The organism is Bacteroides sp. D22 (assembly GCF_000163675.1).
Classification (GTDB): Bacteria; Bacteroidota; Bacteroidia; order Bacteroidales; family Bacteroidaceae; genus Bacteroides; species Bacteroides xylanisolvens.
Genome location: NZ_GG774795.1, coordinates 165,458 through 179,001, shown reverse-complemented (window position 1 = coordinate 179,001; position 13,544 = coordinate 165,458). Strand labels below are relative to the sequence as shown.

The window sequence follows — 13,544 nt, the reverse complement described above, 5'->3', positions numbered from 1 at the left end:
TTATTTTAATAGATAGACTAAAAAAACAAAAAGCAATATGGTATATGATGTGACTATGTTAGAAGCTTTCTACGCTGCTTATAAAGGAAAGGTAGAACACGTACGGGCTATACTGAAACGCCCTTTGACGTTGGCCGAGAAGATTTTGTACGCTCATCTGTATGATGTAGCCGATTTGAAAGATTACAAACGGGGGGAGGATTATGTGAATTTCCGTCCCGACCGTGTGGCTATGCAGGATGCGACTGCACAAATGGCATTGCTTCAATTTATGAATGCAGGTAAGGATCAGGTGGCTGTGCCTTCGACAGTGCATTGCGATCACTTGATACAGGCGTATAAAGGCGCAAAGGCGGATATTGCTACGGCAAGACTAACCAATGAAGAAGTATACGACTTCCTCCGTGATGTATCTTCCCGTTATGGCATCGGCTTCTGGAAACCAGGAGCAGGAATTATCCATCAGGTAGTACTTGAAAACTATGCTTTCCCCGGCGGTATGATGGTGGGAACAGACTCTCATACGCCTAATGCAGGCGGACTGGGCATGGTGGCTATCGGTGTCGGTGGCGCGGATGCCGTGGATGTGATGACAGGAATGGAATGGGAGCTGAAAATGCCGAAGATTATCGGTGTCCGTCTGACCGGAAAACTAAGCGGTTGGACCTCTCCGAAAGACGTGATTCTGAAGCTGGCCGGCATCCTTACCGTAAAAGGAGGAACGAATGCTATTATCGAATATTTTGGTCCCGGAACCGAATCCCTTTCTGCTACCGGGAAAGCTACCATTTGCAATATGGGTGCCGAAGTTGGAGCTACTACCTCTTTATTCCCATTTGACGGACGCATGGCTACTTATTTGAGAGCTACCGGAAGAGATTGTGTAGTCGATTGGGCTGAATCTGTTGGTGCAGACCTTCGTGCAGACGACATTGTGACCGACGAACCATCCAACTATTACGACCGTGTAATTGAAATAGACTTGTCAAAACTCGAACCTTATATAAACGGGCCATTTACACCGGATGCCGCTACTCCTATCTCTGAATTTGCAGAAAAAGTGTTATTGAACGGCTACCCCCGTAAAATGGAGGTGGGCTTGATAGGTTCATGTACCAATTCTTCTTATCAGGATTTGAGCCGTGCAGCTTCTCTGGCAAAGCAGGTGACAGAAAAGAATTTGAGCGTCGCTTCTCCGCTGATCGTCAATCCTGGTTCGGAGCAAATCCGGGCTACTGCCGAAAGAGACGGTATGATTGAAACTTTTGAACGGCTGGGAGCCACGATTATGGCAAATGCCTGTGGACCTTGTATCGGTCAGTGGAAACGTGAGACGGATGATCCGACACGAAAAAACTCAATCGTCACTTCTTTCAATCGTAATTTTGCCAAACGCGCTGACGGTAATCCCAACACCTATGCATTTGTAGCTTCTCCGGAACTAACGATGGCGTTAACAATAGCCGGTGATCTCTGTTTCAACCCGTTGAAAGACAGACTGGTGAATCATAACGGAGAAAAAGTGAAACTCTCCGAGCCTGTAGGAGATGAGCTTCCTTTGAAAGGTTTTGAACAGGGAAATGAAGGGTATATTGCCCCGCACGGAGCAAAAACGGAAATCAGGGTAAAACCGGATTCCCAACGTCTCCAGCTTCTGACTCCTTTCCCGGCATGGGACGGACAAGACTTGCTGAACATGCCTTTATTGATTAAAGCACAGGGAAAATGTACTACCGACCATATCTCTATGGCAGGTCCGTGGCTCCGTTTCCGGGGACATTTGGAGAATATTTCCGACAATATGCTGATGGGAGCTGTCAATGCTTTCAATGGTGAAACGAACCGTGTTTGGAATCGTTCGACAAATACTTATGGAACAGTTTCCGGCACGGCAAAGATGTATAAATCCGAAGGTATTCCGTCTATTGTTGTTGCCGAAGAGAATTATGGAGAAGGTTCCAGCCGTGAACATGCAGCCATGGAACCACGCTTCCTCAATGTACGTGTCATTTTGGCTAAGAGTTTTGCCCGTATCCACGAAACAAATCTGAAAAAACAAGGAATGCTTGCTCTTACTTTTGTAGATAAAGCAGACTATGACAAGATTCGGGAACACGATCTTCTGTCCGTATCAGGCTTAGTCCATTTCGCACCGGGGCGCAATCTGACGATTATTCTTCATCACGAAGACGGAACGAAAGAAAGTTTTGAAGTGCAACATACCTATAATGAACAGCAGATAGCCTGGTTCCGTGCCGGTTCTGCCTTAAATGCAAGATAAAAAATGAGCAAAATAACTATGCAAACAGATGGTACGCTGTTGGTACCCGATGTGCCTACCGTACCTTATATTACCGGCGATGGAGTAGGAGCCGAAGTAACTCCTGCCATGCAAGCCGTAGTGGACGCAGCTATCCGGAAAGCATACGGCGGCAAACGTCGGATCGAATGGAAAGAAGTGTTGGCGGGAGAACGTGCCTTCAACGCGACTGGTTCCTGGTTGCCGGATGAAACAATGGAAACCTTTCAGGAATACCTGGTAGGAATCAAAGGTCCGTTGACAACTCCTGTCGGAGGTGGAATCCGTTCGTTGAACGTAGCACTGCGTCAGACACTTGATTTATACGTCTGTCTTCGTCCGGTTCGTTGGTATCACGGAGTACAGTCGCCTGTCAAATCACCGGAGAAAGTGAACATGTGTGTGTTCCGTGAAAATACGGAAGATATTTATGCAGGTATCGAATGGGAAGCCGGAACTCCGGAAGCTGAAAAGTTCTATCAATTCCTGAAAGATGAAATGGGCGTGACAAAAGTCCGTTTCCCGGAAACCTCTTCTTTCGGTGTGAAACCTGTATCACGTGAGGGCACGGAGCGTCTTGTACGTGCTGCCTGCCAGTATGCGCTCGACCATCATTTGCCTTCCGTAACGTTGGTGCATAAAGGGAATATTATGAAGTTTACCGAAGGTGGTTTCAAAAAATGGGGCTACGAACTGGCGCAACGTGAATTTGGCGATGCCTTGGCAGATGGCAGACTGGTGATAAAAGATTGCATTGCGGATGCTTTCTTGCAAAATACACTCCTGATTCCCGAAGAATATTCCGTAATAGCCACCTTAAACCTCAACGGAGACTACGTATCCGACCAACTGGCGGCCATGGTAGGCGGTATCGGTATCGCTCCGGGAGCAAATATCAACTACCAGACAGGTCATGCCATCTTTGAAGCGACTCACGGAACAGCCCCCAATATTGCGGGAAAAGATGTGGTGAACCCTTGTTCTATTATCCTTTCGGCAGTAATGATGCTCGAATATTTTGACTGGAAAGAAGCGGCTGCTCTGATAGAGAAAGCCTTGGAACAAAGCTTCTTGGACGCTCGCGCTACACACGATTTAGCCCGTTTTATGCCGAATGGAACCTCCCTCTCTACTTCCGCTTTCACTCGTGAGATCGTGGAAAGAATTGAAAAACAAAAGTAACGAATAAAAAACGAAGAAAGATGAAAAAAGAGTACTTGATTTACAAGCTTTCCGAGGAAATGAAGGAAGCTACTCGGATTGATACAGAATTGTTCTCCAAGTTTGATGTGAAGCGCGGATTGCGTAATGAAGACGGCACAGGTGTATTGGTAGGTTTAACCAGAATCGGTAATGTAGTAGGATATGAACGTGTTCCGGGTGGTGGACTGAAACCCATACCGGGAAAACTGTTCTATCGCGGTTATGATGTAGAAGATATTTCTCACGCTATAATCAAAGAGAAACGCTTTGGCTTCGAAGAAGTGGCTTACCTATTGCTTTCCGGACGTCTGCCGGATAAAGAAGAATTGCTTTCTTTCCGTGAGTTGATTAACGACAATATGCCGTTGGAACAGAAAACGAAAATGAACATCATCGAGTTGGAAGGAAACAACATCATGAATATTCTTTCACGCAGTGTATTGGAAATGTATCGTTTTGACGCAAATGCAGATGATACCTCCCGGGATAACTTGATGCGTCAGAGTATTGAACTGATTTCAAAGTTCCCCACTATCATCGCTTATGCTTATAATATGCTTCGTCATGCTACTTTCGGACGTTCTCTGCATATCCGCCATCCGCAGGAAAAGCTCTCTATTGCCGAGAATTTCCTGTATATGCTGAAAAAAGACTATACCGAACTGGATGCACGCACCCTCGACCTATTGCTGATTCTTCAGGCAGAGCACGGTGGTGGTAATAACTCCACTTTCACCGTTCGCGTAACTTCTTCTACCGGAACAGATACTTATTCGGCCATCGCCGCAGGTATCGGTTCGCTGAAAGGCCCGCTTCATGGAGGTGCCAATATTCAGGTAGCCGACATGTTCCAGCACCTGAAGGAAAATATCAAAGACTGGACAAGTGTAGATGAGATAGACACTTACTACACCCGAATGTTGAACAAAGAAGTGTATAACAAAACCGGACTGATCTATGGTATCGGACATGCCGTTTATACCATCTCCGACCCTCGTGCTCTTCTATTGAAAGAACTGGCTCGCGACCTTGCCCGTGAAAAAGGTAGAGAAAGCGAATTTGCTTTCCTCGAACTGTTGGAAGAACGTGCCATCGCTACTTTCGGACGGGTTAAAAACAACGGAAAGACAGTGTCCAGCAATATCGACTTCTATTCGGGCTTCGTGTATGAAATGATCGGTTTGCCGCAGGAAATCTTCACTCCACTGTTTGCCATGGCACGTATCGTAGGCTGGTGTGCACACCGCAATGAAGAATTGACCTTCGACGGTAAACGGATTATCCGCCCGGCTTATAAAAATGTACTTGATGATTTGGCTTATATCCCAATTAAGAAACGCTGATAATAACCAATCCTTTTATTAAATAGATAAGTAATCCCGGATGTGTGCCCGATCATTTCAGACGCGCATCCGGGAAATTTTATATTTTCTCCTTTTTTATGTTCGTAAAAGAATGTACTTCAGATTCTTTCTATTTTTTGTATCGTCGTTTATCTCATTTTTGTTATTTTTGCGTGTTACAAAATAGATCGGTATGAGTATAGATACTTTTAATCTGTTTCTGGGGGTGATGAGCCTGATTGCTTTGTTTGTTTTTATCGCCCTTTACTTTGTGAAAGCCGGATATGGTATTTTCCGCACAGCATCGTGGGGAGTAGCTATCTCCAATAAACTAGCCTGGATATTGATGGAAGCTCCGGTTTTCATGGTGATGTGCGTGATGTGGATCTACTCCGAACGTCGGTTCGAGCCGGTGATTTTCACTTTCTTCCTCTTCTTTCAAATTCACTATTTTCAGCGTGCTTTCATCTTCCCTTTGCTATTGAAAGGAAAAAGTAAGATGCCGCTGGCAATCATGTCGATGGGAGTTCTTTTTAATCTGCTGAATGGTTATATGCAAGGGAAATGGATTTTCTATCTTGCTCCCGAAACGATGTATCAATCCGGCTGGTTCACTTCACCGTGGTTTATTATCGGCACACTGCTCTTTTTCGCAGGTATGCTGTTGAACTGGCAGTCGGATTATATCATCCGTCATTTGCGCAAACCGGGAGACACCCGGCATTATCTGCCTCAAAAAGGAATGTACCGTTATGTCACTTCCGCCAACTATTTCGGTGAAATAGTAGAATGGGCAGGTTGGGCGATACTCACTTGTTCACTTTCCGGCCTAGTCTTCCTTTGGTGGACGATTGCTAACCTTGTTCCCCGTGCCAACGCTATTTGGTGCCGTTACCGCGAAGAATTCGGAGACGCAGTGGGAGAACGGAAACGAGTGTTCCCTTTCCTTTATTAGGGGCGTTTTTCATCATGATTTACGTATGACTTAAATAAAATATCAACTACTATGGAATCTAAACTTTTTAGCCCGGTCACCTTTGGCCCTTTGACGCTGCGGAATCGAACGATCCGTTCGGCAGCTTTTGAGAGCATGTGTCCGGAGAATACTCCCACGCAGATGTTGCTGGATTACCATCGGTCGGTAGCTGCGGGGGGAGTGGGTATGACAACAGTGGCTTATGCTGCCGTGACACAAAGCGGACTTTCTTTCGACCGTCAGTTGTGGTTGCGTCCGTCCATTATTCCCCGTTTACACGAATTGACAAAAGCTGTGCACGATGAAGGTGCCGCAGTAGGTATACAAATCGGGCATTGTGGAAATATGTCCCATAAAAATATATGTGGTGTCACTCCTATATCCGCATCTTCAGGCTTCAACCTCTATTCTCCTACGTTTGTGCGTGGAATGGAAAAAGAGGAGCTTCCGGAAATGGCGAAAGCGTATGGAAATGCAGTCAATCTGGCGAGGAAAGCCGGGTTTGACGCCGTTGAAGTACATGCGGGGCACGGCTATTTGATTAGTCAATTCCTGTCTCCCTACACCAATCATCGGAAAGATGAATATGGCGGTTCGCTCGAAAACCGGATGCGTTTTATGGATATGGTGATGGAAGAAGTGATGAAAGCGGCAGGCAGTGATATGGCAGTTTTCGTAAAAATGAATATGCGCGACGGCTTCAAAGGAGGAATGGAGATAGACGAATCCATACAAGTGGCCAAACGTCTGTTGGAACTTGGTGCTCATGGATTGGTGTTGAGTGGTGGTTTTGTCAGCAAAGCGCCGATGTATGTGATGAGAGGTGCCATGCCGATTCGTTCGATGTCTTACTATATGAATTGTTGGTGGCTGAAATACGGAGTCCGTATGTTTGGCAAATGGATGATACCCTCTGTGCCCTTCAAAGAGGCTTATTTCCTTGAAGATGCACTGAAATTCCGTGCGGCTCTTCCGGATGCGCCGTTGATTTATGTCGGTGGTCTTATTTCCCGTCAGAAAATAGATGAAGTGCTCGATTCCAGTTTTGATGCCGTGCAGATGGCGAGAGCTTTGCTCAACGAACCGGGATTCGTGAACCGGATGAAACAGGAGGAACAAGCACGCTGCAACTGTGGACACAGTAATTATTGCATAGGACGTATGTATACGATAGAAATGGCTTGTCATCAACATTTGAAAGAACAATTACCTTCCTCTTTACAAAAGGAGATTGATAAACTGGAGAAAAAATGAGTGAAATGAAATGGGCAATCATCACCGGTGCGGACGGAGGAATGGGAACAGAAATAACACGTGCCGTAGCCAAAGCCGGTTATCGAATCATAATGGCTTGTTATCATCCGAAGAAAGCGGAGGTTGTTCGTGAACGTTTGAGCAAGGAAACCGGAAACCCGGATTTGGAAGTAATAGCTATCGATTTATCTTCTATGCAATCCGTAGTTGCTTTTGCCAGTCAGATCTTAGAAAGGAACCTTCCCATCTCTTTGTTGATGAATAATGCCGGAACGATGGAGACAGGTTTTCATACTACTTTCGAAGGATTCGAACGAACGGTAAGTGTGAACTACATGGGACCTTATCTGCTTACCCGGAAATTAATTCCGCTGATGGTGCGTGGAGCGCGTATCGTAAATATGGTTTCCTGTACATACGCAATCGGCAAGCTCGACTTCCCAGATTTCTTTCATAGAGGGAAAACGGGAACGTTTTGGAGGATTCCTGTTTACAGTAACACGAAGCTGGCTTTATTATTGTTTACTTTCGAACTTTCCGAGCAACTTCGAGAGAAGGGGATTACCGTCAATGCTGCCGATCCGGGAATTGTTTCTACTGATATCATCACTATGCACAAGTGGTTCGATCCGTTGACGGATATTTTTTTCCGTCCTTTTATCCGTAAACCCAAGAAAGGGGCTTCTACGGCAATCGGTTTACTGTTGGACGAAAAGGAAGCTGGTGTGACAGGACAACTGTATGTCAATAACCGCCGGAAAAACTTGTCTGATAAATACACGAATCATGTGCAAAAAGAGCAGTTGTGGGAGGTAACGGAACGTGCGTTGGCGAGTTGGCTGAAGTAGGGTTTCTTTTCTTTTTTTATTTAAATTATCTAGTATTTACTTATATATAGGTATTGTACATATCTATATACCTCATTTTTGTTGTCTTATTTTTACCAATAGATAGGGATTGTTTGGCATCCCTCTTTCTGCTTACCTTTGCATCGCTTTTAGAGCAATGAAAAGGTTATAAAGTAAAAAGGTAAAAAGGAGATGAGCAATAAATATTTTTTGGTTTTTCTGGCATTCTTGTTTTCCGTATCCGTATATTCACAACAGGGGCGTCACCGTAGTAGTTTAATTTCGGGCAGAGTGATGTCTACAGAGAAAGAAGTGGTGGATTTTGCGACAGTTTATCTGAAAGGAACCAACCAAGGATGCTATACAGATGAAAAAGGTATATATCATTTGAAAACTACAGCCGGTGAATATACACTTGTCGTTTCGGCTATCGGTTATCAAACGGTAGAAAAGAAAGTTAAATTAGCCAAGGGAGAAAGAATAAAAGTAAACGTCACTATCGCACCGGCGGTAAAAGAACTGGGAGAGGTGCTGGTCACGACATCCGGCGTCGGTCGTGTGAATCAGTCTGCTTTTAATGCGGTAGCCATTGATGCGAAGAAATTGCATAACAGTACGCAGACTTTGGCAGGTGCACTGACTAAAGTGCCCGGTGTAAAACTCCGCGAATCAGGTGGAGTGGGGTCGGATATGCAATTGTATATCGATGGCTTTAGCGGAAAACATGTGAAAATCTTCATTGACGGCGTACCACAGGAAGGAGCCGGTGCCGCATTCGATTTGAACAATGTTCCTATTAATTTTGCCGATCGTATAGAAGTCTATAAAGGAGTGGTTCCTGTAGGATTCGGAACCGATGCTATTGGGGGAGTGGTTAATATTGTCACCAACAAGCAACCCGGAAAGTGGTTTATGGACGCTTCCTATTCTTACGGGTCATTTAATACTCATAAATCATACGTGCGCTTCGGACAAACGTTCAAGAATGGTTTTATGTATGAGGTCAATGCTTTTCAAAACTTTTCGGATAATGATTATTATGTAGACACTTACGTACGCGAATTTGAGATTAAAGAAGATGGAAGTGTACGTTTTCCGCCACTTGACAAAAATAAGATTTATCATCTGAAACGTTTTAATGACCAGTATCATAATGAAGCTGTGATTGGAAAAATCGGCCTGGTAGGAAAGAAATGGGCAGACCGTCTGGCGTTGAGTTTCAATTATTCCCATTTCTATAAAGAGATACAAACAGGCGTTTATCAAGATGTCGTGTTCGGTGAAAAATTCCGCAAAGGACATTCGTTGGTTCCTTCTTTAGAATATTACAAAAAGAACTTACTGGTAAAAAATCTGGATCTGCTGTTGACTGCCAATTACAATCATAATATCACCAACAATGTCGATACCGCTTCGCGGGCTTACAACTGGCGTGGAGATTTTTATGAAAAAGGCAGCCGGGGAGAACAGTCTTACCAGAACAGTGAATCTAAAAATAGAAACTGGAATGGGACGCTGAAGATGAATTATCATATCGGACAGGCGCATACGTTTACTTTCAGTCATGTAATCAGCGATTTTGAACGTACGAGCCGCTCTACCATTGGTGCTTCTTCCAAATTCACGGACTTTTCTATTCCTAAAATCACCCGTAAAAACGTCAGCGGGCTTTCTTACCGTCTGATGCCGTCGGACAGATGGAATGTGTCGGCATTTGCCAAATATTACCGGCAATACAACAAGGGACCGGTATCGCAGAATACAGATGGAATAGGTAATTATATCAATCTGTCCAATACGGCAAGCGCTCTTGGATATGGAGCGGCAGGTACCTATTTTATATGGAAAGATCTTCAGGTGAAACTTTCGTACGAAAAGGCCTTCCGCCTGCCGACCACGGACGAACTCTTTGGAGATGAAGACCTTGAAGCTGGTAAAATGAATCTGAAACCGGAGAAAAGTGATAATGTCAATTTGAGTTTCAGCTATAATCATCAGTTTGGCAAGCATGGATTGTATGCCGAGGCCGGTTTGATATATCGGGATACGAAAGATTACATAAAAAGAGGACTGGACGTATTGGGAGGAACAAGCTACGGATATTATGAGAACCACGGTCACGTAAGGACCAAAGGGTATAATTTGTCATTGCTTTATAGCTTCTCGCGTTGGTTTGATATAGGAGGGACATTCAATAGCATCGATACTCGTGATTACGAAAAGTTTCTGGCGGGTTCCTCTTTGCAGGAAAGCATGCACTATAAAGTGCGTATGCCGAATCTGCCCTATCGTTATGCTAATATCAATGCAAATTTTTATTGGAATGACCTGTTTGTCAAAGGAAATGTGTTGAGCATCGGCTATGATAGCTACTGGCAGCACGATTTTCCTCTTTACTGGGAAAATCTCGGAGATAAAGATTCAAAGAATATGGTGCCGGAACAGTTTTCTCATAATCTGTCTTTGTCCTACACCATGAAGAATGGACGTTATAATGTATCATTTGAATGTCGGAATTTCACCGATGCCCAACTGTTTGACAATTTTAGCCTGCAAAAAGCGGGGCGCGCATTCTATGGAAAGTTCAGAGTGTTTTTCGGTAAATAATAAGAGTAAGTTTTTAGTATCAATCAATAATAAAGAATATATGAAGAAGTTTTTATTACAGGCTTTTGCTGTAGCTTTTTGTTTGAGTAGCGGTGTGTTTGTGGCATCTTGCGACGATGATAATAATTCGGTGGATAACCCTCCGATTGATGGAGAAACGGCTTATGTGGTGGCTGCCACAACTGGTGAAGCAAGTTATTTGGTAGTAGCCAATTCTTTGGATGAAGGAACAGTGTCGACTCAAGGGAATGGAACTGAAGTGATTGGCGGTACCTATTGGGTATATAAAGGATTGGATTATGTGTTTGCTTTAGTTTATAATAAAGGTGGCGCAGGTACAGGAGCTTCCTATTATCTGGGTGCAGATGGTAAAATGAAAGAAAAGTACACATACACTTATAATCGTATCACGTCATACGGTACTTGGGGGGACAAAGTGGTGACTGTTTCCACCGGGGACTCGAAAATAACGGATGAGGATCAGAATGTGGCTCAAGCATTGTTGTTCAACTATCTGGATGCAACCGACGGCAGTCAGGAAGAGGGTACCTTGCTTGCCGAAAATTACTTGGGTAATGGTGAAAAAGTTTCATGGGCAGGTCTGGTTGAAGCTAACAATAAGATTTATACATCTGTCATCCCGATGGGAATGAGTAAGTACGGTATTAAAAAATGGCCGGAAGCTGTGACAGATCAGGAACTTGTGACTAAGACTGACGGTGGTAGCGGCAGCGGTGCATATACAGCCGGTGTTATTCCTTCTACACAATACCCGGATAATGCTTACGTGGCAATTTATAGTGGCACGAACTTTAATGAGACTCCGGTGATTGCCAAGACTGATAAAATAGGCTATGCATGCGGTCGTATGCGTTCACAATATTATCAGACCATTTGGGCTGCTGATAATGGTGACGTCTATGTGTTTTCTCCCGGATATGGACGTACGGCAGTTTCATCTTCAGATTTGAAGAAGGTAACAGGACAGAAGCCTTCGGGCGCAATGCGTATCAAAGCAGGCGCAACAGATTTCGATCCGGATTACTATGTGAACTTTGAAGAGATAGGCACTAAACATCCTATTTTCCGTTGCTGGCACATTTCTGAAGATTACTTCCTGCTTCAATTGTATAAAAAGGGAGCGGAAGATATGATTAATGGCGGTACAAGTGCAGATGTCAGCGAATTGGCTATTTTCAAGGCGGAAGATCAGACGATTATGCCTGTTACAGGTCTGCCGGCTGACGGAAAGTTTGGTGGCGAGCCTTATGGAGAAAAAGGCTATGCTTATATGGCTGTCACTGTGACTACGGGCGAGAAACCGGCCTTCTATAAAATAGACGCAAAAACAGGCAAGGCAGTCAAAGGTTTGACGGTAGAAGCTGACGCTATCACTACGGTAGGTAAGATGGAATATCTTTCAAAATAATACAGTCGGTTAAATAGAGAATCTTTTGTATATAAAAGCCTGCCGAGCGGAAAGCTTTGCAGGCTTTTTCAAGAAATAGGATTGAAAACATGAAAAAAATATTTAGAAAGATACATTTGTGGCTTTCCGTCCCTTTCGGACTGATAATAACTCTTGTCTGCTTCTCCGGTGCCATGCTGGTATTTGAAAATGAGGTGAATGAGTGGTTTCGACGCGATCTTTACTACGTAGAAACGGTAAAGGAGTCTCCTCTTCCTATGGATAAGTTGCTTGAAAAAGTGGCGACGACATTGCCTGACAGTGTATCGGTGACCGGTGTCAGCATATCTTCTGATCCCGGACGTGCGTATCAGGTTAGTCTTTCCAAACCACGTCGTGCATCTTTGTATGTAGACCAGTATACGGGCGAAGTAAAAGGAAAAAGCGAGCGTAGCGGCTTTTTTATGTTTATGTTCCGAATGCATCGCTGGCTGCTGGATAGTATGAATCCGGGAAATGAAGGGATCTTTTGGGGCAAAATGATTGTAGGTGTCAGTACGCTTTTACTTGTTTTTGTACTGATTTCGGGAATTGTCATTTGGTGGCCGCGTACACGCAAAGCATTGAAAAATAGCCTGAAAATAACAGCAACAAAAGGTTGGAGAAGGTTTTGGTATGACTTGCATGTGGCAGGTGGAATGTATGCTCTGATCTTTCTACTGGCTATGGCACTGACGGGATTGACCTGGTCTTTTCCGTGGTATCGGACGGCTTTCTATAAGGTCTTCGGGGTGGAAGTACAGCAACGTGCCGCCCAAGGACATGAACAGAAAAGTGATGCTCAAAAGAGGGATACCAAACTGGCAGCCCATCGGGAAAAGAAAAGAGAAGGAAATGAGGTTCGAAAGGGTGAAAGAGGCGGACGTCCGGAAAACAATCACAGTGATATGTACTCGGTAACTTCACCATTCGTTTATTGGCAGGAGATTTATGATAAACTAAGACGTCAGAATCCGGAGTATAAGCAAATCAGTATTTCTTCTGGTACGGCAAGCGTGTCTTTCAACCGTTTCGGGAATCAGCGGGCATCTGACCGTTATTCTTTCAATACGGATAATGGTGAATTTACAGAAACAAGCCTTTATCAACATCAAGACAAGTCGGGAAAGATTCGTGGTTGGATTTATTCTGTGCATGTTGGTAACTGGGGAGGAATGTTTACTCGCATACTTACCTTTATTGCTGCCTTATTGGGGGCTGCACTACCACTGACTGGATATTATTTATGGATAAAAAGACTCATAAAGGTACGGAAATGAATGAAATTTTTTCCTACTATAAAGTTGAAAAAGGTTCTTCGTCAAATTTGGTGGTACTTCTTCTATTGTGAATAAAGAATCTTGGCTCTCAGTAGTTTACTTCCTGCCCTATTGTACATCTGCCTTTTTAGCGCTTTAATTTTATTCACTGTCCCCTCCAGTAATCCATTACTGAAGGGGAGATCAATAGCTGCCTGTACTGCCTCCCAGTCTTTTTCAATACCATATGCAAAGTTCGTCAGTGCCATATTCCGTGTTGCCTTCGCTTTTTCAATCCACTTTCTAAT

Annotated in this window: 10 protein-coding genes; 9 read left to right on the top strand and 1 reads right to left on the bottom strand. The window is 44.1% G+C overall.

Annotation, left to right across the window (positions count from 1 at the left end):
- The first annotated feature begins 37 nt into the window (after positions 1-37).
- The 9 genes from HMPREF0106_RS23510 (at position 38) to HMPREF0106_RS23550 (ending at position 13,257) form a co-directional block, all read left to right on the top strand.
- Positions 38-2,281 carry an aconitate hydratase gene (locus HMPREF0106_RS23510; RefSeq protein ID WP_009038756.1) on the top strand — a complete coding sequence of 748 codons (2,244 nt, stop codon included), beginning with the start codon at positions 38-40 and terminating at the stop codon, positions 2,279-2,281.
- 3 nt (positions 2,282-2,284) lie between these two features.
- Entirely contained in the window at positions 2,285-3,481 is a 1,197-nt protein-coding gene (gene icd, locus HMPREF0106_RS23515; RefSeq protein ID WP_009038755.1) for an NADP-dependent isocitrate dehydrogenase, read from the top strand.
- Between the two features lie 20 nt (positions 3,482-3,501).
- The gene (locus HMPREF0106_RS23520) at positions 3,502-4,845 is read left to right on the top strand and encodes a citrate/2-methylcitrate synthase (protein WP_004299485.1); all 1,344 of its coding nucleotides are present in this window, start codon (positions 3,502-3,504) and stop codon (positions 4,843-4,845) included.
- Between the two features lie 193 nt (positions 4,846-5,038).
- The gene (locus HMPREF0106_RS23525) at positions 5,039-5,800 is read left to right on the top strand and encodes a DUF1295 domain-containing protein (RefSeq protein ID WP_009038754.1); all 762 of its coding nucleotides are present in this window, start codon (positions 5,039-5,041) and stop codon (positions 5,798-5,800) included.
- Between the two features lie 51 nt (positions 5,801-5,851).
- Positions 5,852-7,075 carry an NADH:flavin oxidoreductase gene (locus HMPREF0106_RS23530; protein ID WP_009038753.1) on the top strand — a complete coding sequence of 408 codons (1,224 nt, stop codon included), beginning with the start codon at positions 5,852-5,854 and terminating at the stop codon, positions 7,073-7,075.
- A complete protein-coding gene (locus tag HMPREF0106_RS23535; protein WP_009038752.1) occupies positions 7,072-7,923 on the top strand; it encodes an SDR family oxidoreductase in 852 nt (283 codons plus the stop codon). Before HMPREF0106_RS23530 ends, HMPREF0106_RS23535 begins: the two co-directional genes overlap by 4 nt.
- A gap of 192 nt (positions 7,924-8,115) precedes the next feature.
- Positions 8,116-10,530: a TonB-dependent receptor gene (locus HMPREF0106_RS23540; protein ID WP_032850943.1), complete on the top strand. Its 2,415-nt coding sequence runs from the start codon at positions 8,116-8,118 to the stop codon at positions 10,528-10,530.
- 40 nt (positions 10,531-10,570) lie between these two features.
- On the top strand, positions 10,571-11,959 hold the full coding sequence (locus HMPREF0106_RS23545) for a DUF4374 domain-containing protein (RefSeq protein ID WP_009038750.1): 1,389 nt from the start codon (positions 10,571-10,573) through the stop codon (positions 11,957-11,959).
- 89 nt (positions 11,960-12,048) lie between these two features.
- Positions 12,049-13,257 (top strand): PepSY-associated TM helix domain-containing protein, encoded by a 1,209-nt coding sequence (locus HMPREF0106_RS23550; RefSeq protein ID WP_032850942.1) that lies wholly within the window; start codon positions 12,049-12,051, stop codon positions 13,255-13,257.
- A 62-nt stretch (positions 13,258-13,319) separates the two neighbouring features.
- Here the strand turns inward: HMPREF0106_RS23550 and HMPREF0106_RS0124250 are convergent.
- The coding region (locus HMPREF0106_RS0124250; protein WP_083787874.1) for a transposase at positions 13,320-13,544 on the bottom strand (225 nt) is incomplete at its 5' end.